This window comes from Anoxynatronum buryatiense, from assembly GCF_900182905.1.
Taxonomy (GTDB): domain Bacteria; phylum Bacillota; class Clostridia; order Peptostreptococcales; family Tindalliaceae; genus Anoxynatronum; species Anoxynatronum buryatiense.
In genome coordinates, this window is the sequence record NZ_FXUF01000005.1 from 171,032 (window position 1) to 194,409 (window position 23,378).

At 51.7% G+C, this 23,378-nt stretch carries 14 protein-coding genes; 2 read left to right on the forward strand and 12 right to left on the reverse strand.

What is annotated here, in order from left to right; genetic code table 11:
* Nucleotides 1-224: 224 nt before the first annotated feature.
* Nucleotides 225-2,090: a sigma-54 interaction domain-containing protein gene (locus tag QOL74_RS08720; RefSeq protein ID WP_283409074.1), complete on the reverse strand. Its 1,866-nt coding sequence runs from the start codon at nt 2,088-2,090 to the stop codon at nt 225-227.
* A gap of 203 nt (nt 2,091-2,293) precedes the next feature.
* On the opposite strand from QOL74_RS08720, the gene QOL74_RS08725 reads away from it, so the two are divergent.
* The gene (locus QOL74_RS08725; RefSeq protein WP_283409075.1) at nt 2,294-3,799 is read left to right on the forward strand and encodes a phospholipase D family protein; all 1,506 of its coding nucleotides are present in this window, start codon (nt 2,294-2,296) and stop codon (nt 3,797-3,799) included.
* Nucleotides 3,800-3,874: 75 nt separating this feature from the next.
* Here the strand turns inward: QOL74_RS08725 and QOL74_RS08730 are convergent, their stop codons facing one another.
* The 3 genes from QOL74_RS08730 to QOL74_RS08740 form a co-directional block, all read right to left on the reverse strand.
* Entirely contained in the window at nt 3,875-5,386 is a 1,512-nt protein-coding gene (locus QOL74_RS08730; RefSeq protein WP_283409076.1) for a hypothetical protein, read from the reverse strand.
* 67 nt (nt 5,387-5,453) lie between these two features.
* The gene (locus QOL74_RS08735; RefSeq protein WP_283409077.1) at nt 5,454-6,821 is read right to left on the reverse strand and encodes a PAS domain-containing sensor histidine kinase; all 1,368 of its coding nucleotides are present in this window, start codon (nt 6,819-6,821) and stop codon (nt 5,454-5,456) included.
* A gap of 14 nt (nt 6,822-6,835) precedes the next feature.
* Nucleotides 6,836-9,763 (reverse strand): chemotaxis protein CheB, encoded by a 2,928-nt coding sequence (locus QOL74_RS08740; protein WP_283409078.1) that lies wholly within the window; start codon nt 9,761-9,763, stop codon nt 6,836-6,838.
* Nucleotides 9,764-10,017: 254 nt separating this feature from the next.
* On the opposite strand from QOL74_RS08740, the gene QOL74_RS08745 reads away from it, so the two are divergent.
* On the forward strand, nt 10,018-10,476 hold the full coding sequence (locus QOL74_RS08745; protein ID WP_283409079.1) for an Lrp/AsnC family transcriptional regulator: 459 nt from the start codon (nt 10,018-10,020) through the stop codon (nt 10,474-10,476).
* 11 nt (nt 10,477-10,487) lie between these two features.
* On the opposite strand, the gene QOL74_RS08750 is transcribed toward QOL74_RS08745, so the two are convergent.
* From QOL74_RS08750 to QOL74_RS08785, 8 genes are all read right to left on the reverse strand, one after another.
* The gene (locus tag QOL74_RS08750; protein WP_283409080.1) at nt 10,488-11,090 is read right to left on the reverse strand and encodes a GNAT family N-acetyltransferase; all 603 of its coding nucleotides are present in this window, start codon (nt 11,088-11,090) and stop codon (nt 10,488-10,490) included.
* A 227-nt stretch (nt 11,091-11,317) separates the two neighbouring features.
* The gene (gene hisS / locus QOL74_RS08755) at nt 11,318-12,640 is read right to left on the reverse strand and encodes a histidine--tRNA ligase (RefSeq protein WP_283409081.1); all 1,323 of its coding nucleotides are present in this window, start codon (nt 12,638-12,640) and stop codon (nt 11,318-11,320) included.
* 157 nt (nt 12,641-12,797) lie between these two features.
* Nucleotides 12,798-14,000 carry a TraB/GumN family protein gene (locus QOL74_RS08760; RefSeq protein ID WP_283409173.1) on the reverse strand — a complete coding sequence of 401 codons (1,203 nt, stop codon included), beginning with the start codon at nt 13,998-14,000 and terminating at the stop codon, nt 12,798-12,800.
* Between the two features lie 389 nt (nt 14,001-14,389).
* Entirely contained in the window at nt 14,390-17,605 is a 3,216-nt protein-coding gene (lanM, locus tag QOL74_RS08765) for a type 2 lanthipeptide synthetase LanM (RefSeq protein WP_283409082.1), read from the reverse strand.
* A gap of 44 nt (nt 17,606-17,649) precedes the next feature.
* Nucleotides 17,650-17,949, reverse strand: coding sequence for a Nif11-like leader peptide family RiPP precursor (locus tag QOL74_RS08770; protein WP_283409083.1), 300 nt, complete (start codon nt 17,947-17,949; stop codon nt 17,650-17,652).
* Nucleotides 17,950-18,164: 215 nt separating this feature from the next.
* Complete coding sequence (gene ilvD / locus QOL74_RS08775; protein WP_283409084.1) at nt 18,165-19,841, reverse strand: dihydroxy-acid dehydratase; 1,677 nt, start codon at nt 19,839-19,841, stop codon at nt 18,165-18,167.
* Nucleotides 19,842-20,032: 191 nt separating this feature from the next.
* Complete coding sequence (locus tag QOL74_RS08780; RefSeq protein WP_283409085.1) at nt 20,033-21,730, reverse strand: helix-turn-helix domain-containing protein; 1,698 nt, start codon at nt 21,728-21,730, stop codon at nt 20,033-20,035.
* A gap of 332 nt (nt 21,731-22,062) precedes the next feature.
* Complete coding sequence (locus tag QOL74_RS08785) at nt 22,063-23,019, reverse strand: bile acid:sodium symporter family protein (protein ID WP_283409086.1); 957 nt, start codon at nt 23,017-23,019, stop codon at nt 22,063-22,065.
* Between the last annotated feature and the right edge of the window lie 359 nt (nt 23,020-23,378).

Genomic DNA, 23,378 nt, shown 5'->3' on the forward strand with positions numbered 1-23,378 from the left:
CGGCATATCAAGTCTGAAATCCAGCATTTTCAGAAACTTCTTAAATCGCTTTGGTGCACAATCCAATCGTTCGGTTTATCGGACTTGGTTCCGATATTCCGGACACACAGAGCAGATTCAGCGCTCCCGCCATCATCAGCGGAGTGTGAGCGATTAGTGCTGTAACAGCTCTTTTATTCGATATCATTCTGTTATTATTCAATCTGTGATTATTCAATCTGTGATTATTCAATGCCATGGAGTTTCAGTTTTTCGTAGAATTGGGTTTTTCCAATGCCCAACTGCTGCATCGCCTGCCGGCGGCTGCCTTCACACCGGGCCAGGGCTTCCCGGATCAATGCTGCTTCCTTTTCCATCAAAGCGGTTTTCAGGCTTTTGTCACCCGGTTCCTCCGCGGCTTCTTTGGTCTTACCCTGTTGAGGCGCCACCATCAGCTGGCCTGAAAGAAGCACCGGCCCTTCACAAAGATGAACTGCCCGCTCCAGAATATTTTCCAGCTCCCGCACATTTCCCGGCCAGTGGTACTCCATGAGTTTTTGCAGCCCTTCAGCCGAAATGCGCTTTTCAGCCACGTCTGCCTCCCGGCAGATCCGGGGCAGCAGCTCCCGCACCAGCAGTTCAATATCGCCCTGCCGTTTCCGCAGGGGAGGCATCCAGATGGGGAATACATTGATGCGATAATAGAGATCTTCCCGAAAGCGCCCCTGCAGCATTTCTTCTTCCAGGTTTCGGTTGGTGGCAGCCATGATGCGCACCTGCACCTCTCGTTTCTCGTTGCCCCCCACCCGGTAAAAGCTTTTGTGTTGCAGCACCTGCAGCAGTTTTACCTGGAGGGCCAGGGGCAGCTCGCCGATTTCATCCAGTAGCAGGGTGCCGCCATCGGCCAGTTCAAAAAGGCCCTGCTTGCCTTCATCCCGGGCCCCGGTGAAAGCACCTTTTTCATACCCGAAAAGCTCGCTTTCCAGCAGGTTTTCAGGGATAGAGCCGCAGTTGATCTGCACGAAAGGAGCCTGGGGGTCACTGCCGGCATCGTGAATGGCTTTGGCCAGCAGGTTTTTTCCCGTACCGCTTTCGCCCAGCAGCAACACGGTGGATTTATTGGCGGCGGCTTTCATGGCCAGCCTTCGGGTATGAATAATTTCGGGGCTTTCCCCCATGATGGCGGCAAAGGTGGCCGTGACCGCTGTTTGAGCTTTCAGGCGGCTTTCGACCATTTCAAGGCTGCGGAGCGCTTCATCCCGCTCCTGAAGGGCCTTTTTCATTTCTGTCACGTCCTCCACCTTGAGGACGGCCCCCTGCCGGCAGCCCTCCCGGTCAACAGGAAAAAGGGAACACAGGGTCTGCCTGCCGTTGATTTCGGCAAAGCGGTCGCAATAACCCAGGGGACGGCCGGCGGCAGTTTCCAGAAACTCCCTGATGACATCACTGGGCTCATGGATTTCTGTCAGGTGTTTGCCAAGTACATCCAGATGGGCTTCGTGCCGCCCCTTTCCCCGGAACGGGCTTCCTTCCAGCAACTGCCGCAAGGCTTCATTGCGTACAGAATAGCCCCGTTCCTGATAAAACTTCAGGGTTCCCGCAGCACCGTCAAGGGCCGCCAAATGGCCGATGGCACTGTTGTAGGGAAGCTCAAACAGATGGTGATCCACCTGCAGACTGATTTTCTTTTGCTGGTAATGAATAGCCGCCTGAAGACGATGCTTTTTCAGTGTGGTGGTCATTTCAAGAGACTGGCGCTGCACCTCCGGTGAATGCACCAGCACTTTGGCACTGCCGGGCGCGCCTCCCATGATGCCTGCGGCAATCACTGCATCCCCCTGACGAACAGTGCCCGGTGCAACGCCCATGAGGGCCAGGGTGGAAGCGTTCAGACCGCCGTCATCTTCACCCAGACAGTTATCTGCCAGAATCACCAGGTCTCCGGCAACCAACTGCCCCGGCGGGTGTTCATGGGGCTGGTGATACACCACACCGAAAATCTCCTTGGCCTTTTGATTGTAGAGACGGATGATCCCCTGAGGGTCGATGAAAATAAACCCCTCCATCATCATGTCGGTGAACAGACGTACATCTGTTTCGTGGAATTTCACGACTGCCCCTCCTTCCTCAGGCCTTTCCCCCCAGACCAAAGGCTTTTCTGCTATTCTACCAGATCCCCCTGCTTTTGAGAACCATCCGAGAGCTCGGCGAGGGCTGCAACGTTGTTGTTTCAATTGTCAGAGCCACTCTTTTATGGTATGATGAGGAGGCGGCAGATGGCACTTCCAATAACAACTCAAAGGCGGGAACCCTTTTGAAAGAAAAACCACTGCCCCTGGGCAGAATGATGGTGAAAACCAAATATGGCGGAAAACAACGAAATTACGGGCTTATTTTCAAGGTTCTGGCAGGCATCCTGGTACTGATCATGATGGTCTCGGTGGTAATCACCGGCTTTTTTCATTCCCCGGCACCTTCCCTTTCTTACGAAGGACCGCTGCAGCCGGTATCAGACCTGACTTTCCTGGCAGACCTCTCCTGGATTCATGGCGGTGAAATTCAGCATGAGCAGGTGATTTTTGAAGAGATGGTCACCCTGGTGGCCAATGCCACTGATTTTGTTGTGGCTGATTTTTTTCTCTTCAACGATGTCTATGACCGATCAGACGACAGCTATCCCGACTTAACCCGTCAGCTGACAGACGCCCTCATCGCCCGAAAAAAAGAGGTGCCGGAGCTGCAGGTGGTGCTCATCACCGACGAAATCAACAATTTTTATGGGTCTTATGAAGCCCATCATCTGACACATCTGCAGGAAAACGGTATTGAAGTGGTGGTCACCGACCCGACCGTCATGGGAAATTCCAATCCTCTTTACACAGGTATCTGGACAACCTTAATCTCCCACTTTGGCAGCGGTGATTTCGGCCTCTTTCCCAACCCCTTTGGTACTGATGCGCCCCGGGTCACCCTGCGAAGTTACCTGCGGCTGATGAATTTCAAGGCCAATCACCGGAAGGTGCTGATCACCGAAGAAGCAGCCCTGGTGATGTCAGCCAACCCCCATGATGCCAGCGCGCTTCATTCCAACATGGCCTTTCGGTTCTCCGGACCTCTGGCAGCCGATCTGTTGGAGACAGAGCGGGAAGTGGCGGTTTTGTCAGGCTATGACAGCTCCCGTTTTCCCACAATGCCCCAGGTGGACTTCATCGCCACCGAAACCCAGAGCGATACCCAGGCCCGGGTGCTGACCGAGGGTAAAATCAGGGAGCATCTGCTGGCAGAAATCAATCAAACAGATGCCGGCGACAGCATCTGGATGGGTCAGTTTTACATTGGTGACCGAATGATCTCACAGGCACTGCTGGATGCTGCCCAGCGAGAAGTCTCCATCCGCTTGATTCTCGACCCCAACCGGGATGCCTTTGGCATTGAAAAGAGCGGCATTCCCAACCGACCTGCCGCCGCCGAACTGGTGGAAGCCTCCCAGGGTGCCATCGAAATTCGCTGGTACAACACCCAGGGAGAACAGTACCACACCAAGCTAACCCTGATTCACCGGGGAGAAAACAGCATTCTGTTTGGAGGATCTGCCAATCTGACGAAACGAAATCTGGGAGACAACAACCTGGAAACCATGATCATGGTGCTGACACCACGCAGCGGCGAACTGTCCACCACTGTCACCGACTATTTCAGACGGCTCTGGGGCAACCGGGGCGGCCAGTATACCCTTCCTTATGAAGCCTTTGAAGACAGCCGGGCCTGGCGCCAGTGGCTCTACCGGTTCCAGGAGTGGAGCGGCTTCTCCACTTTCTAAACTCCCTCATCAGCCCTCAAACTTCAATCTCAAGAAAAAGAGGTGTGTACGCTTTTGCGACACACCCCTTTTTGTTCACCGGTGACTCTCGCTCAGCATATCAACGCCTTCATCTGTGATGAAAAACTGCAATGCATTCTGCACCGTGATGAAGGGATGGGCATCGTTCCATCCGGAGGCTTTCCGCTTTTCCTCGGCGGTAAGAACCGGGTACTGAAACCGGCTCTTTTGATGGGTGTAATTGACCCACGCATTCACCATCCAGCCTTCCTTAACTTCCTCGATCCCGTAGGCAACATAGCCCCGCTGCCCTTCACCTTTTCCAGGCATGGAGAAGGTTGCAAAAATATCCGTCACGTCTTGTTCCCCCCAGAAGAAACCGTCCGAGGTGTAGCTTTCTGCAGCGAGGGAATGGAAGGGCGCCGTGTAAACCGTCCCGTTTGCATCGTAGAGTACCCGCCCCGTCATCTCTCCGGCCGCCGCCCATCCTTCGTTGTTTCGATAGGCAGGCCAGATCTGGAGGGCCTCTGTGCCCGCGAAGCCGGGGTTCACCGTCCAGCGAAAGTGGTGGAATATCTTCCACCGGGGGATTTCGCCGGGCAGTTCTACGGCAACATTGGTCAAACGCAGCTCCTTCACATCATAGGCAGTGGTGATATAGGTCGCGTTTCCTTCAACCTCCCGCACCTCATGCCCCTGATTTACCGGTTCCTCATGTGTTTGTGCAACCACCCGCAGTGCCTCCTGACAGGCCATGAGATCCTCATGGGATAAATCTTCCAACGCCGCAGGGGGATATCCCAGGGCCAGGAGATCCGCTTTGACTTCGGTGACCGTTGTACTCTGTGCAGTCTCTTCAGCCTGCCAGTTCATCCTGTAGCGACCGAAAAAAGCATAGCCGCAGATGATGCCCACCGCAAGAACAGCCACAAGGGCCCTCACCAGATGTCGGTCAGAAAGAGTCACCCTTGATTTTTTGACAGCATCATCCGGTTCTTCCAGCTCTTCCGAAAGACGATAGAGGCTGCGGATTATCAGAATATAGCCTGCAATCATTCCCAGTCCAATCACAATCCCATGATACCGCACCCATGCCAGCAGGATAAAAAGGATGTACCAGACAAGCAGTGCCCCAGCGCTTCCATTGTGATGAGAAGCGTCTGCCTTTTTCCGTACCGCCTTAATGCCTCCCCAGAGGCAGAAAATCATCAGAAACTGCACTCCCAGATTCACCATGTTGAGAGCACTGCCAATGGCCGAATCATACACTGCCCGCTGATAGATGGTGGCATTGAGAATCAGTGTGAAAAAAAAGAAGACTGCCCGCAGCAGCGTGAGCACCCAGCCGCTTTTGAACCAGCCGTTTACGCTGCGAAGCGTCCCAAAACCCAGTAACAGCAGTATGATACCGATGGTGGGCAGCAGATAATCAAGCGCCAGAAAACTCAGTGTGATAACACTCAGGGCCATGCCGGTTATGGTGCGGTCCATGGCTCTGCGCCAAGGTGTTGCTGCCTGTCTCTTCTGTTCAACAACTGCGTCAGATGTTTCACTTTCATTATTATCATCAAAATCGCGCTCATTCATGTCACTCATCTCCTCATCTGTCATCAGCGCTTTTCAGTTGATGGTTCTTTTTTGCCGCCACTCCTGTTTATGTTGTCAGTGCTTCCAGTTCTTCTTGTGACAGTTTGCCAAAAGGAACCCGCAGCTCAAAGGTGCTGCCTTCTTCCTCCCGGCTGACGACCCGAATCTCCCCACCCAACAATCCTGCCAACCGCCGGGCAACGGTAAGCCCGATGCCTGCACCGCCATAATGGCGGGTACTGGAGGTGTCTCCCTGGGTGAACCATTCAAAAATCCGCTCCTGATCTTCTGTCGGAATCCCAATGCCTGTATCTGTCACTGCTATTCCAAGAACCACCCGTTCTTTCTGTGCTTCATTTTCCTGACGGTTTTCATTTTGTTGTTCTTCCACGAGATATACCCGGAGTCGCACCTTTCCCTGGGGCGTAAATTTAATGGCATTCTCCATAAGACCATCCAATATCTGCCGCAGCCGGGAAGCATCGCCCCGGAGAATAAGCGGGATTCCCGCCTCCAGTTCCATTGCCAGTTCCAGGTGTTTTTCTTCTGCTTCACCCTGCCAGCTGTTGACCAGTGTTTGAAAAAAGTCTGCCATCACAATTTCCTGATGGTGCACCTGCATGTCGCCGTCTTCCATTGCGGCAAAGTCCAGCAGATGGTTAATCAGACGAAGCATCCGCCGGCTGGCAATCATCATATGATCGATGTAGTCCAGCTGTTCCTCGTCTACCTGGGTGTTTATCAGAAGCTGAAGAAATCCGTAGACGCCGTTCATGGGCGTGCGAATTTCATGACTGATATTGGCCAAAAACCGATTCTTCGCCTCGTTGGCAGCTTCCGCTTTCGATTTGGCCTGTTCCAGCGCCCGGCCTTTTTCTTCCAGCGCATCCTGCAGTTCTTTTTCCGGCGTAAGATCCACCAGACTCATGCGAATCTGGGGTGTTCCATTCTTCAAAAGTAAATTGCTTTGAACTTTTGCCGTGCGAACACCCTGACGTGTTTGTATTTGTATTTGCAGGCTGTCCATTTGTGCCACATGTGTCAGATTTCGCAGATGATGATACACGGCGTCCTGGCTCTCAGGCATAATAAATATTTCGATCCGTTCTCCCAGGGTTTCTTTTTCCTGTGCTCCTGTGAGCAGGCAAAACTCCCGGTTGACCGCCTGAATGCAGTGGTGCCTGTCGATGACCACATAGGCCACCGGTGCATCCTGAAACAGGCTGATATAATGAATCTGAGAGTTCTCCAGTTCTTCCTGCACCCGCATTAGTTCCAGGTTCTGATATTCCAGCTCCTGGTGATAGATACTCACTTCCTGCATTAATTCTTCCATGGGTTTGCTTTTAAGAAAATCGGGATCCATGTGCCTTTTTTTGATGGCTTCTTCAATGCGCTGCTGCAATTGTTTCCGTTGATCCTGGTTATGGCTCATTTTTTTCACCCCGATCATTCCGCTTTTTCATTTTCAATGGTGAACACACCGCCTTCAAAAACCCCATTGTGGCGGATCACCGGCACGCCATAGATGGTCAGCAGCTGTTTTCCCTTCCCTGGTATGTCCACATAATGCTGATAGCCGCTGACAGGCTGAAGGGTTTGTTTCATCTGTGCAAAGGGCAGTTTTTCAGGGGGAATGGGTTTCCCGTTTAAGTCTGTGATCTTCCACTGGCTGTCATCGTACGTTCGATTCATCAACTGCTCTCTGGTTAAGCCAAAGACAGTTTCAGCTTTTTGATTAACATAAATCAGATCACCAGATGCGTCCACCATGGTTTTGGCCACCGGGCTGTGGTCAAGCACGGTTTCCAGCAAATAGTTGCAGCTGTGGACTTCAGCCTCCAAATGCTTCAGGCGGCTGATTTCGACGAAAGTGACCAACACCCCTTCCACAGCATGGTAGGAGGTGCGGTAGGGGCGGGTTCTCACAAACCAGGCGCCGCCATTTTCATCCACAATTTCCCTGTCGATGGGCTGCAGGTTTTCCAGCACCTGGTTCACATCATCCATGAGAGCCGAATGGGTCTCAATGGCAGCAATATGCGAAATGGGTCGGCCAACGTCAGATTCTCTCAAGTTGGTGATTTTTTTCACCACCGGCGTAATGCGTCGTATGCACAGGTTCCGGTCGAGATAGATGGCGCCTACCTCTGTATTATGAAGCAGGTTGGTCAGGTCATTGTTGGCCTGGGTCAGTTCATCGATCTTGCTTTGAAACTCTGAGTTCACCGTATAAAGCTCTTCATTCACCGACTGCAATTCTTCATTGGTGCTCTGCAGTTCTTCATTGGAGGCAATCAGTTCTTCATTGGAAGATTGTAGCTCTTCATTGGAGGTTTCCAGTTCTTCCACTGTTGCCTGGAGATTTTCCCGGCTGATTTGAAGCTCATTTTCCAGTTCTTTCACCCGTTGGCTCATTTCCTGCCCCACATCCGGGTGCGACCCGCTTCGAACCACAGGATCTCCGGCCACCGGCATCTCCCGGAAGCTGATGAGATAGTAGTGTACCTGATCCAGTTCCAGCCTTCGCCCTTCAACAGCCACCTGTCTGTCTTCAAACCCGGGAATGTGTTCGATGTTCTCGTACACCAGATGCTCCTGTCCCTGCTTCAGTCGCCGCAGCAATCCACTGACATACAGGGATAAATCATTGGGCAGGTGCTTCAAAATACTGTCGGAAAATTGCCCCGCCCGAACCTGAAAAAAAGGATTCATGTCATTGATTACCTGCACCATACGATCTTGTTGATCCACAATCACCGATGGGGGCAGGTAGGCTTCCAGCGCGTTTTCCAGCAGCCTGGACTGCCGCAGGGTTTCGGCATCTGCTCGGGTGCTGCCTGAAGGTAACTGCTGCCGGACAGATGCGGCCTGTATGGGCTGCAAAGGCTGGACATCACGCATCAGCGGCGGTCGAAAGCCTTCCCGATACTGATAGATTTTCCATTTGCCATCAATGGTTTTAAAGCCTTCGCTCATATCTCCCAGGGTTTCACTGTTCCCCATAAAAAGAAAGCCACCCGGTTTCAGCGAATAGTAGAACATGTTGAGAATTTTTTGCTGCATTTCCGGTTTAAGGTATATGAAGAGGTTGCGGCACACCATCAGATCCAGCCGTGAAAAAGGAGGATCTTTCAGCAAATTATGGGTGGCGAAAACCACTGTTTTTCGAAGGTTTTCCTTGACCTGATAGCCATTTTCCAAACGAATGAAATACTTGGCCAGCATTTCCTGATCAATGTCAGCCACGATGCTTTCAGAGTAAAGCCCCTGACTGGCCGTATTGAGAGAGTTGCGGTCAATATCGGTGGCAAAAATTTTCAGTTCACAGGTTAAGCGGCGCTTTTCCATTTCTTCAAGACAGATCATGGCCAGGGAATAAACTTCCTCCCCGGTGGAACAGCCGGCCGACCAGATACGCAAGTGGCCTTTCTGACAGTTCAGATGTGGCAGCACATTTTCCTTCAAACTATCGAAGGCTTCTCCATCCCTGAAAAACCGGGTAACACCAATGAGCATCTCCCGGTAGAGGGTATTTTTCTCTTTGTCCGACTCCATGAGGAAACTCAGGTATTCCTCCAGGTTATGACACCGGTTGATACTTACCCGCCGCTCCAGCCGGCGGGCAATGGTATTTTCTTTGTAATAGGAAAAGTCAATGCCAATATAATCCCGGAGAATCAGATTGATTTTTGCCAGCGTATCCATATTTTCCGGCAGCGCTTTTTCAAGGGTTTTACTGTTGGAAATAAAGGGATGTTTCACATAGTTAAGCAGCGCCTCTCCCATCTGAGCCGGCGGAAGAATAAAGTCCACCAGTCCTGTGGAAATGGAGCTGCGGGGCATGCCGTCAAACTTGGCACTCTGTTCATCCTGCACCACAATGATTCCCCCGGCCTCCTTCACCGCCCTGATTCCCAGCGTGCCGTCACTGCCAGTGCCGGAGAGAATGACAGCGATGGCCTGTTTACCCTGATCTGCTGCCAGAGATCTTAGGAACACATCTATGGGAAGATTCAGGGCTTTCTGGCTTCGCTGTTCCTCAAGATAAAGCTTGCCATGGAACAGCATCAGGTTTTTGCGGGGAGGTATCAGATAAATGGTATTGGGCGTCACCGGCATCCCATCTTCTGCAATATGAATGGTCATGGCCGTATGGCGGGCCAGCAGTTCATCCATCATACTGCGGTAATCCGGTGACAGATGTTGAATCACAACGAAGGCCATTCCCGTATCCCGGGGCATGTATTTAAACAAATCCTGAAGTGCTTCCAGCCCTCCGGCAGAAGCACCGATTCCTACATAATACAAAGGCTTTTCAAATACTGGCATTTCCTTCGCCGGTTGAACCAACGGTTTTTTTGTTTCCTCTGCCACTCTGCCATCGTCCTCTCCGCCTGTGTTTTCCGGCATTCTTTTCTTTTTCAGCTCTTCCGCACCATGGTGACTGCCATCATCCCATGACTCTCAAAAATCACCGGCAGAAAGTTGCGATTCCCAGTTTTTTATTTCTCAATAAAACGAAAAATTGGAATTTTTGCGAGTATTGTTTGAATCTCCGATGATCAACAGTTATAATAGAAGAGACTGAGATTGTTTCGTTCATCGAAACCACAGAAGGGATGATGTGTATGAAAAACCCCTATGGCCTTGATCATGTCGATATGAAGATCATCCGAATGCTGCAGCGGGACGGCCGTACCCCCAACACAGACATTGCCAGAGAGCTGGGTGTTTCAGAATCCACCGTGCGCAACCGGATTTCACGACTTATTGACAATAAAGTCATGCAGATCGTAGCCGTTGCCGACCCGTTTAAGCTGGGACTGGATGTGGCAGCCATGATCAAGATTCATTCTGACATCAAAAAAGTGGATCATGTGGCAGCAGAACTGGGAAAAATCAATGAAATCTGGTATATCGCCCTGGCCACCGGCCGATCCACCTTTGATATTGAGGTATACGTCAAAAACATTCATCAGCTCCACGAGCTGCTGGAGAAGAAAATTTGGCCCATTGACGGCATCGAACAGACAGAAACCTCAGTGGTGCTTTCGTATCTGAAGCGGGAATACTGCTGGAACTTCTAAAGCAAAACCCACTACAGCAAATCCCCCTTTTCGTCAAAAAAACTGGGAGGAAACTTGATAACACCCTGTACCCCTTTCAGGGCACCTTTTTTCAGCTCCAGCACCTGCAGGTAGTCTTCCTCATCGAAACCAAAGGGCATATGAATGTTTCTGGGAACAGCCGGCTCAAAACCAAATCGACTATAATACGCCGGATCCCCCACTACCACCATGGCCGGCAGCGGCATTCTTTTGGCCGCAACGATACCGATTCGAATTAATTCCTGGCCTATGCCCCGCCGCTGAAAATCAGGCAAAATCGAAACCGGCCCCAAAACCAATGCGTTGTGGGGCTTTTTTTTGTCTTCAATTTCGATCAGGGATATGATGCTGTGCCCCACCAGCATTCCATCACAAAGAGCCACCAGGGAAAGTGACGGCAGGTAACCGGGGCTCTGGCGAATTTCTTCCACCAGCTTCCATTCACGGCCTGTACTGAAGGGCATGGGGTGGAAGGCTTCACGAACGACTTCACGAATTACCGGTACTTCTTTTTTGTTTTCCGGTCGCACCACTAGTTCCCGGCAAGTGATCCGAAAGGGTGACTGATGCCGATCTGAAGTTGGTTTTGCCATTTGCCCGCCCTCCTCACAGTTTGAATGCGTCGTCATCGGGTTTATTGTTATACACATCATTACATACCCAACCAGCCCCCGTAATAACGCCCGCACCCCAACAAAATCTAACAGCACGTGCTGTTCCCGGCGGAGCCGTCATCTCCTGCCGTCCATTTTTCAACATCTGAAAAACGAAACCACGCCTGCATTGCCAAAGGCTTTGCAGGCGCGGGATGATTACGTCTTTATTGCTTGATGATGGCGGCAGCATCTTCAAAGGAAAGGCGCTGCTGTTCGCCGTCGGCCATGTTTTTCAGCGTGAGCAGCCCATCAGCCACTTCTTCGTCACCAATGAGCACCACATAGGGAATGCCGTGCTTGTTGGCGTAGTTCATCTTCTTGGCTATTTTCGCCTCTTCCAGGTAAACTTCTGTCACCACACCGGCGTTCCGCAGGCGGCTGGCCACCCGGGCACAGGTTTCAAGGGTGTCGCCGATGGGTACCACCAACGCCTGAGATAACGATGAAATGTTCTCTTCTCCCAGAATTCCCGCTTCATTCAACTGATAGAACAGCCGGGTGAGGCCGATGGAAATGCCCACGCCGGGAAGTTTCTCCTTTGTATAATACTCTGCCAGATTATCATAACGGCCGCCGGAGCAGACAGAGCCGATCTCCGGGTAGTCCTGCAGCAGGGTTTCATACACCGTGCCGGTATAATAATCAAGCCCCCGCACAATTTTCAGCTCAATGGCAAAACTTTCCTCCGGCACCCCAAAGGCTCTGATCAGGGTGACGACGGTATTCAGCTCTTTCAGACCTTCCCTGAACTGCTCATTGTCGATGCCCAGGTCGTTCAGGGCAGCCAGTTTTTCTGAGTTGGTGCCTTCAATGGCAATAAAATCGAAGACGCCGCTGATGGCAGTTGCATCAATGCCTGCCTCTTCCAGTTCTTTTCGGGTTTTTTCGGGCCCTATTTTTTCCAGCTTGTCAATGGCACGGAGCATTTCCGGCTTTCCTGCCACCCCGTAGTGGGCAAAAAGACCGTTCATCAGTCTCCGGTTATTAATGCGAATGACGAAGGGGGGCAGGCCAATCTCCGTGAACACATTGTAAATGATGGCTGGAATTTCAGCGTCGGTGGCAATGCTCAGCTTTTCACGGCCAATAACGTCAATGTCGCACTGGTAGAACTCACGAAAACGCCCTTTCTGGTTCCTTTCTCCCCGATACACCTTGCCGATCTGGTACCGGCGAAAGGGGAAAGTGAGATCACCCATATGCTGGGCCACGTAACGGGCCAGGGGTACCGTGAGATCAAACCGCATGGAAAGGTCGCTGTCGCCTTTCATGAAGCGGTAAACCTGTTTTTCTGTTTCGCCGCCGCCCTTGGCCAGGAGCACCTCCGATTTTTCAATCACCGGGGTATCCAGAGGGGCAAAGCCGTAGCGCTCATACACCCGGCGAATAGTGTCCATCATCCGGTTAAAGCGAATTTGCTCTGCCGGCAGCAGTTCCATAAAGCCCGGCAGGGTCGAGGGCTTCACGATGTTCTGTTTTTCACTCATATGGATTCCTCCCTTATTCAGGATATATTGTTCAAACGGATGGTCAAAAACGACCAGACCGCCTAACGACAGCAAACGTATCGCCGGCATCTTTTTCCGGCTGTTTCAGTCGTCAGGCTGTTGTTGCGCTGTTGTTACACTGTTGTTACGCAGCCATTCAACCGCTGATGGTTTCCAGAAACAGGCGAATCACGTCGGCACCGCCGATGAAAGTGCCCAGACTGCTTCCCACATTGGTGAGGGCCACCACCAGTAAAATGCGGGTCACTTTGTTTTTCCAGAAGCCCTTCAGGCTGGTGACATCATCGGTCAGGTTTTCAAAATCCTGCACATTGGGCCGGCGAATGTAGGCTTCCACGATGCCGGCAAACCAGCCGGCAGCCAGCAGGGGATTCAGCGAACTGATGGGTGCCGCCAGAAAGGCGGTGAGAATGGCCAGGGGATGGGCAAAGGCCAGCGTGGCACCGATGGCTGAAAACGAACCATTCCACAACACCCAGCTGATGGACTGGCGAATGCCGGCGTCCCGGTTGAGATAGAAGGTGTAGCCAATAATGCCAATGATCACAGCAGGAATCAGCCAGCCGATCATGCCGGGGCCCTTCCTTTTGGCAGGAACGCGAGACAAAGCCGCCAGATCGTGGTCTTTGTGAATCTCTTCCTGAATGCCCGGCACATGGGCGGCTCCCAGCACCGCCACCACTTTACGACCGGGAGCGTCTTTAATTTTTTGGGACAGGTACTGGTCCCGCTCATCAATCAGCGGCACCTTTAACTGGGGAAAATGTTCGGTGAACTCACTGAGCATAGCGTTCAGCGTATCTTTGGACTTCAGTTTTTCCATTTCCTCTTCGGTAATATCGTCTCCTTCAAAAAGACTCATGAAAATCTGAAGGATCAGCTGGGCCCGTCCTTTCAGTCCCAACCCGTGCCAGATGCGGGAAAAGGTGACCTGAATGTTCCGGTCTGCCAGCACCAGTGCAGCGCCTGTTTCCTGGGCCGACTGAATCCCCTGGAGCATTTCCTGCCCCGGGGTGACACCAAACTGTTTGGCCATCCGCTTTTGAAAGGAGCTGATGAGCAGATTCATCAGCAGCAGCGTGGCTTTCTTCTCCTTGATGATTTTGAAGATATCTGTTTCTTTCCATTTATTGCCGGAAATGATGGACTGATAACGCTGTTCATCCAGCTCCACGCAGACGGCATCCGGCCGTTCCATCTCGATAATTTCCTTCACCTGCTCTGCACTGCGGCGGGAAACATGGGCAGTGCCCACCAGAAGAATTTCCTTCTCTCCCAGGGTCAGGCGTGTCACCGCCTCTTCCAGCTCAGGCGGCAGTACCACCGGAGTATCCTCCATGCCATCATTGCTCGCGGTCTCCACCGAAACGGCTTCTGCGGAGGCTTCCGTTGTTGCCTCTGTGGCTGTTTCTGCAACTGCTTCCACTGTTGCTTCTGTGATTGTTTCAGTTGCTTTCGCCGTTTTAGCCGCCGGCGTCTGTTGATCCACTTCAGCAGTGGCAAGATTGTCTCGTTGTTGTTGTCCTGATTCCTGACTCATGAAGTTCCTTCCTTCTCACCGGGCGTCTCACAAACGCCCCGGGGGATGATCACCAGTTCATTGGTGCATTTCTCGTTGCCTGTCACATGTTCCAATGATGTTTATTGTATCATATCACTGGCATTTTGGCACCGGTCACTGGCATTTTGGCATCGGTTACGGGAAAAAGCTGGTGAGGGATGCAGGCATCACTTCATCATGGTTTTTATTTCATCAGGGACTGCACATCTAAGAAGGGTATATCCAACCCCTCCCAAACCATGAAAAAATGAGGGATTGAATACCACACCGCCCTCACTGCCGGTGTACCGGTATTCCCCTTGCTTCTCTTTTAATGCCATCATTTGAAAGGCTTTCTTTCGAGCCATTTCAAGAAGATCAGAACGTTGCAGCACTTGCGAAGCTTCCACTAAGAAATCAATGATTGCCCCATTGCCGCAGCACAGGGTATCTCCATGCGATCCTTGGTTTTCATCAACAAACCGGATCACTTTTTCAATATCTCTGTGAAACACAGGCGCTTCCCCGCCAGCTTCGTTCAAACCTGAAAGACGTGCCAGACCAATACCTGGCGCACCACTGCACCAGCCTCCCATAAACGCTTTTCCATCTCTTTCCCTCCGGTAGTGCTGTCCATGGCGCAAATCCTGCCAGTTACTTCTCTTCAAATCAAAGAACTGGTTTTCATAAGCAACGGCTTCCAGGGCGGCAGCACGCCAGTCTTTTTCACCCATTACCCGATAAAGTTGCAGCAGCGCATGGGCAATACCCGCTGCTCCGTGGGCCATGCCGGTTAAGGGAACTTCTCCAAGACCGTTGTCCCACACTTGATGGCCGGTTTTTGCCGTGCTCCGCTTATCCATCAGATATTGGCCGCATCGCGCCATCAAAGAGAGCGTCTTGTCACTGTGCAGCGTTGCCGGCAAATCTGCCAATGCCAGTGCCAACCCGGCCGTACCTCCCAGCACATCTATCTGTCGGTCATTGGCAATTTGCTCTTCGCGCACTTTTTCAATGATCGTCAACGCCTCATGGTGGAGCGCTTCCTCTCTCAGATAACTGCCCATGGCCATCAAGCCTCGGATAAAACCCCCGATGCCGGTACCCAAACCAAGGGTCAACCGGTGCACCGGCAAGGGATTATAGGGGTGGTACAGTTGCTGTCGGAATGGATGAATCACTGCTAACGCCTGTTTTTTCAGTGATTCTGATGCCGTTATGCGGGAAAGAGCCGCTAAAAAAACACCCAGCCCGATGGTGCCATCGTAAAAGGAATGGTTGATAGGTCCCAGCACCATTCGATGGGAAGTCGCCTCCATTTGCAGCGTGATCCAGGTATAGATGTCTTTTTCTGGTTCCAGGCGCCAACCCATGATCTGTCTACTGATATCCAACGCTTCTCGAAGCAACACATTTGAATGTTCACCTGCTTTTCCCTTCTCTGGCGCCTGGCTACGTTGTCTTCCTTCCCTTCCTTCCTTTCTATTATCAGAAACTGCATCTTCTGCCCCCGCCGTTAACCTGACAACGGCCGCGTGCGCCTTCAGGTCGTGTTGTTGCATGGACAGGGCAGTTTGAATATAATGAAGCTGCATTTTCAAGTCTTCTTCGCTCATATTCTGAATCGTTGTCCGGCAATGATCCAGGGCCGTTTCCATGAAAAAGGTCGGATGCAGCATCGTTTCAACGCTGCGCAGGGAGAGTTCATTCGTTTTGCTGTAAAAAATGGGAATATCGCCTTGCTCCAGCGCACTCCGTTCACTGACAAAGCAATTCCACAGCCATTGCAGCTGATTGGGTGCATCCTGCAAAAAGTATGCTGCCGCCAGTCTTTCCAGTTCAATGGAATAGGCCATCCCATCTTTCAGGTAGCGTGGATGCCGCGCTCGCTGCAACAGGCTGTCGTATACCCGGGTATCCCGAATAAGGGCGCGTAAAAAGATCCCCCGGCACCTGTTCAGGGGTGATGCCGGGCCGAGGAGCAGTTCCCGATGATGCAAGATAAAAGTGTACCCTCGACGGTATCCCTCCAGAATGTGCTTCTGATAGTCCGCTGCTTTCAGCCCACGGTCTTTCAGCACAGGTATATTGGCACTTTCAGGAAAGCCTCCTGTTAAACCGCTGATATCAGTAGCTTGGCCCTGATGATCGGTTACCCAGACGGGTAACAGACCGGTGTGCAACACTGACTCTATCAACCAGTGATTGGCTGTCTGTTCAGAGCTGACGGCATCTTCATCCGCATCAAAGGGTTTGAAGCGGTGCATCAACAGGGTTTCCACATCAACAAGAACAGGATGAGCTCCCTGTGCAATGATATTATCCATGTGAAAATCCCCGCCACCTAATACGTAGGTGAGGCAAAGAAGTACTCCCGCCCGTTCATAATAGAGGACCGCCTCTTCTGCCGAGGATACAGGCAGTGGTTCAACAAAATCCACCCAACTGTGGTCGCCGCCATCAATTACCCGGGGAACAGGAAAACAGGGCAGCCCTGCTGATTCCATCCACTGGATCAATTGCTGCCATGCCTGATCAATGCTGGCACTGCGTGGTTTGTAAACGACTTTTATCCCTGTGTCAAATGTGAGGATGGCAACGGTTCTCCCCCCGTTGTGCGGGTCAGATACATCCATCTGCACATCGGTGACCCTGTTTAATGAACGGCCGATGCCGAAAGCTGTTTCCAGTTTTTCAAGATCTTCCTGTAAGTGGGTCATGAGAGCCGTCACATGCTGAAGCCAGTTCATGGTTGCTTCTGACAAATGGCGGGCCAGTACCGGATATTTATGTAAAAAAACAATCCAATCTCCCGCCAGCATCCCGGCGCACCATGCCTGCCGGCTTCTGGTTGCCGCCTCAGCAGACGGCCTTGCGCCCATAATGAACTGCAGAGGATTTTCAAGGGCCATTTTCTGATTTAAAAACGCCTCATAGGACTGACTCATGCGTACTTCCAGTCTTTTTTCCAATCCTTTAAAAAAGGCATCCTGAACCGACCGGGTCACCAGGGAGGATCCTTGTTTATTGACTGCCCAGACATGTTTCAACTGCCTTTCCCCATATACCCTAAAGGGTTTAAGGAGACAGGAAAAATCACTCATCATCTGATGTTCCTCTGTCCTATGATTGCAGTCCAAAGGAAGGCAGGAAAAAACAGCCTGCAGCACGACGGCCCATTCCGGCAGTGCTTCGCTTGAGTTCTCCTGCCGGACTGCTGCACATAATGAATATGCCTGCTCCTCTCGAAGTCCCTCTGCTGCCAACCGCATCAGAAAAGACCGCCGGCCTCCGTTGCCACCGGCATGGCGAACCCACCGGTGGTAACGCTCCTGTTCTTCTCTGTTCAGGTCTTCAAAAGTGATGTGCGTCGAAGCATCCAGCCGGCTGGTTCTTTCACTCATCAGTAATGCTCTGCCGACAATTTTCTTAAGTTCCTGAGTGGTCATTATTTGGTAAAGAAGCAGTAGCTGCCTTTGGTGAACATGCAATAAGGGCAACCTCCGCCAGCGACCGACTCCAACTCTTCATCGCTGAGTTCCCCTTCTCCCACCATATTCATCGCCATGCCTTCAATCTCTGTTTCCAGTTCTTCCGCCGTCACCTCAAACCCATTGACTTGTGCCAGCTGCACATAAATATTCAGCAGATCACTTTCCCCTGTTTCCTGGATGGCTTGCATTTGACGCTGTACATCCTCCGAATTTTTCACATACTCAAAGAACGCTTTCACCTGATTCGCCGCCATTACTGATGCCTCCTTCAATTGTTATGTTCATGGATATCTCATTTATACACTTTTTTCAATGAAAAAACCACTGCTTTGCTCAACTCCCACACTGTTTTTCAGAAAAAGAAGCGAGAATACCCAGATTGAAAAAACGCCGCTCCTCATGTTGAGGAAACGGCGTTGATCTCTGACCATCGCCCTGTCACAGGGTTTCGTAGTTGGTTTGCCTTCTTTTACTTTTCGCTCTTGGGAATTTCCAGCACGGCTCCCCGGTTGCCGCTGGTGACCAGATGAGCGTAACGGCCCAGTACGCCGCCTTTGATCTTGGGTTCCCGTGGCTGCCAGGCTTCCCGGCGCTGGGCCAGGGTAGCGTCATCCACCTTCAGCTGGATGCTTCGGGCAGGGATGTCGATGGCGATGAGATCGCCTTCTTCCACCAGGGCGATGGGACCACCCACTGCTGCCTCCGGTGACACGTGGCCGATGGAGGCACCCCGGGTGGCACCGCTGAAACGGCCGTCGGTGATGAGGGCCACCTGGCTTCCCAGCCCCATGCCGGCAATTACTGCTGTGGGGCTGAGCATTTCACGCATCCCCGGGCCGCCCTTGGGGCCTTCATAACGGATAACCACCACATCACCGGCCACAATACTGCCGCCGGCAATGGCTGTCGCAGCCTCTTCCTCGCTGTCAAAAACCCGTGCCGGGCCGGTGTGCTGCATCATTTCCGGCGCCACTGCAGCAGCTTTCACCACGCAGGTATCCGGGGCCAGGTTGCCTTTCAGCACGGCAATACCGCCGGTTTTGCTGAAGGGATGTTCCACGGGGCGAATGATGTCCGGGTTACGATTGGTATGCCCGGCAATGTTTTCACCCACGGTTTTTCGGGTGCAGGTAAGCACGTCTTTCTCGATGAGACCCAGTTTATCCAGTTCGTTCATCACAGCATAGATGCCGCCGGCTTCCTCCAGGTCTTCCATGTAGGCATCCCCCGCCGGGGCCAGGTGACACAGATTGGGGGTGACAGCACTGATGGCATTGGCCTGTTCCAGATCCAGGGGAACCCCGGCTTCATGGGCAATGGCCGGCAGGTGAAGCATGGTGTTGGTGCTGCAACCCAGGGCCATATCCACGGTAAGGGCATTGTTAAAGGCAGCTTTGGTCATGATATGCCGTGGCTTCAGGCCGGCTTCCACCAGGGCCATGATTTGCATGCCCGCCATTTTAGCCAGCTGAATGCGGGCAGAATACACAGCAGGAATAGTGCCGTTGCCTTTGAGACCCATGCCCAGCACCTCGGTGAGGCAGTTCATGCTGTTGGCGGTGAACATGCCGGCACAGGACCCGCAGGTGGGACAGGCCTGGTTTTCATAGCATTCCAGATCTTCCAGACTCATGTTGCCGGCAGTGTGGGCTCCCACGGCCTCAAAAACAGAGGACAGGCTGGTTTTCTTCCCTTTCACCTTACCCGCCAGCATGGGGCCGCCGCTGACAAAAATGGTGGGGATGTTCAGCCGCGCCGCCGCCATGAGCAGACCGGGCACATTTTTATCACAGTTGGGCACCATCACCAGACCGTCGAAGGCGTGGGCTGTTACCATGGCTTCTGTGGAGTCGGCGATGAGCTCCCGGGTGACCAGGGAGTATTTCATGCCGGCATGGCCCATGGCCAGTCCGTCACAAACGGCAATGGCAGGAAATTCCATGGGGACACCACCGGCCATGGCCACTCCCATTTTGACGGCATCCACAATTTTATCCAGGTTCATGTGTCCGGGCACCACTTCATTGAAGGAGTTGACGATACCAATTTTGGGTCTTTTCATTTCTTCTGCTGACATTCCCAGAGCATTCAGCAGCGACCGGTGGGGCGCTTTTTCGACGCCTTTGGTGATTTGTTCGCTTCTCATGTACACTTCCCCTTTCATTTCAACTAATTTCGATATTTCACACGCTGTTGCTCTATTTCACAGGCTATTGCTCTATTGGAAAGGCTATTGCTTTATTTCACAAGCTCGTACTCTATTTCACAGGCTGCTACTCAATTTCACACGCTGTTACTTTTTTGATATGTCATTTCGTTTTTTGATCTCTCATTACTTCACTTGTTTTCCTCGCTGACCATCGTGCTTGTGGAACCATGGTGCTTTCGAAATTCGTTGGGCGTGGTGCCTGTGTGTTTTTTAAAAACGCTGACGAAGTAACTGTCGTGATTGAAACCCACCTGCTTTCCGATGTCGCTGATTCTCATCCGGCTTTTAACCAGCATTTCCTTGGCTTCTTCCACCCGCAGCCGCTGCACATATTCGCTGAACGAGATCTGGTTTTGCTCATTGAAGAGGTGGCTCAGATAGTTGGGGCTCACATAAAACTGTTCTGCCACTGTTGTCAGCGTCACGTTTTTTCGAAAATGGTGCCGGAGGTACCGGTTGATGCCTTCAATCATTTCTCCCGACTGGTATTCCTGGTGATGCTGCAGCAGCTCCACGCATTCCAGACAGCACTGTTCCAGCACGCGCCAGGCCTTCGCTCCGGGACTCTCTTTGATCAGCTGGTGGTACTTCCCCCGCAGTTCCATCAGCACATTGATATCTTCCAGTGGCTTTAATACTGCCCGCAGCAGCACGGCAATCATCTCGGGAACAATGGCTTCTCCCGGCAGTTTCAGGGCTTCCGCATCAGCAATTTCCTGGTGAATCGTGTGAATGCTGCCTGTTTCGATGGCTTTTTCAAGCTTTTTTTCCAGCGGGTAAGGATACGCCGCCTCCTGGGCCAGCATAGGTGATGCTGCAAAAATGGTGCGGTATCCCAGTTTCTCATTGGCTTTTTTTAAGGCGTCCATAAGCTGGAGTTTTTCCTGCGCCTGACGTACCAGGGCATTTTCTTTCTCGGTGAGTTCCCGGTCAAACACTTGTCGTTCCATGAGCAGCTGCACAAAGTTGGCCGCCGTCTCCAGATGGTCCACCATCACGTGAACCCTGCTTTTAATCATTTTGGGTATCTGGCTGATCATTGCCCCGTTTTTTTCAGGTGCCGCTCTTTGGGAGGTCGTCCCCAGCTGAACCCCTGCCATATTCGCATGAACATCTTCATTATTAAACAGAAAGCTCTCACTGCGAATGCTGCCCACCACCTGGTCACCCATGAGAATCGGCACATACAGCCTTTTCAGCCCGCATTGGCAGTGCCAGACTCTTTCATGTGCCTGAAATGGATGGTGGTCAAGGCACTCCGCTGCTTCCGGATGCTTCTGTTTCTCCTGTTTTGACTTTATCTGGCAGTGTCGGCACAGGTTTGATTCTTCCTGCGGCTTTGTCAGGCGACTGCCGTCAGCATCCATCACAACAATGGACAATTTCAGCCTTTCTTTCATTTGTTCACAGATACTTTGCAGCATTTCCTGAGAAACCACTTCCTGAAGTGACTGAAACTTGCTGTAGATCATGGGCTTTTCAGGCTGTTTCAGACGAACGGGCACATAAATCACATCAAATACCAATGCTGTCTCTCCGGTATTCTGCACTTCATGCTCTGAATAGGGGGGCACATACACCACCATTCCCGGTGAGACGGTTTCCTGCCCCCGGTCTGTGATAAAAAGCCCTTTGCCGCGAATGACATAAAAGAGCTGTTCTTCCCCCAAATGAAAGTGTCTTTCCTGAAAACAGTTGGCTTCTATGGTCACCCGAGCCACACTCACCCGGCGGTCTGAAGCCATTTCCGGTTCATGGAGCCAGAGAATGTTTCCCCAGTCGAACTGTTGACGATCTGTTGATTGTTGTTGATGGAGCGTTTTCATCAAGTGCAATCCCTTTCACAGGCCGCAGCCTTCTTTGCAGATTTTCAGGTCTCTTTGCAGTGATGGTTTGCCCGTTGGCTTCTCCATACGCTGTTCTGATTCCTATTATAGTTGACAGAAGTCATTCATGCAAAGAAAACTCCGGGATGACTGTTCACGGGTGGCCTCTCTGGTATCACTGTTGACAGATGCCTCTCGGAATACCTGTTGAAAAGATGGGTTCACCGGGATTCATGCTGGTATGCAGGTATGCAGGTAATGATGATACTGGCATTATTCACCGCTACTTGCCGAAACTTACCGTTGCTTGCCAATGATACCGATGCTTACTGCTACTGTTCTTCTGTTTTGGATTCCCGGCTTTTGACCAGCCAGGCAAAAATGGAACCTGAAATATTGTGCCAGGCACTGAACAGCGCAGCGGGGACAGCGGCCAGTGGCATTGTGGCAAATTGACCGGCTGCCAGTGATGCTGCCAACCCGGAATTTTGCATGCCCACTTCAACTGCCAGGGTAACGCACTTGCGTCTTTCCATGCCTGTCAGTCGGCCTACCAGGAAGCCCAACGCGTATCCCAGCAGGTTATGAAGCATCACCACTACCACAATCATTCCCAGGGATTCCATGATTCTTGTGGCATTGGCCCCTATCACGCCTCCAACAATGCTGGCAATGCACAGGGTTGAAAGGGCAGGCATGTAGGTTTCCACCACTTTAACGCTTTCTTTCAAAACCGACCGGATCACCAGCCCCAGCAGAATGGGTACCAGCACCACCTGGACAATATTCACAAACATACTCACCGGACTGAAACTCACCGACTGCTGAATCAACAGATAGGTGATTGCCGGTGTCAAAAAAGGTGCCAGCAAGGTGGACACCGTGGTCATGGTCACACTCAGGGCCACATCACCACCTGCCATAAAGGTGATCACATTGGAGGCTGTTCCGCCCGGACAGGTGCCCACCAGCACCACTCCCACCATCAGGGCTTCTTCCAGTCCAAAAGCCATAGACAGACCAAAGGCAATCAGCGGCATAATGATAAACTGCGCTGCTGTCCCCTTCAGCACATCCAGGGGTCGTTCCAGGACCAGCTTAAAATCAGCCACCGTCAGTGTCATTCCCATCCCAAACATGATGACCCCCAGCAATAGATTGATCACCGGCTGCCCCATAAACCGGGAAACCACCCAGGAAAACATTCCCGGAACGGCAAAGCCTAACAGCATTGCTGCGATGATCAAGAGTCCGAAATACCTGGAGATTAATTTTGCTGCCTGTCTCATCCTCACATCACTCCTTATCTGTTTTTAGATTTTCTTCCATTTACTCTTGCCTTTCTCCTTTTGCTTTTTTTGTCTGTGGTCTGCGAAATAGTGCATCGTTTTCCTTTGACTGCACATTCCCATCATTCTTGTCTTCTCTGTCAGTTTACGAAATCTCGCTTTAAAATTGTTAATCAATCCCCATGGGATCTTGCTGATATGATTTGTCAAATAAATACGATTCATGTCAATTTAATACTATTGCATGAGAATCTGATCTATTTTATGAAACCAAGCATCACGCGCACAAAAAACACCCCTCAAAATGACTTTTAAGAGGTGTCAGGCTGTCGACAACATCCAACACAGACAGGAAATTT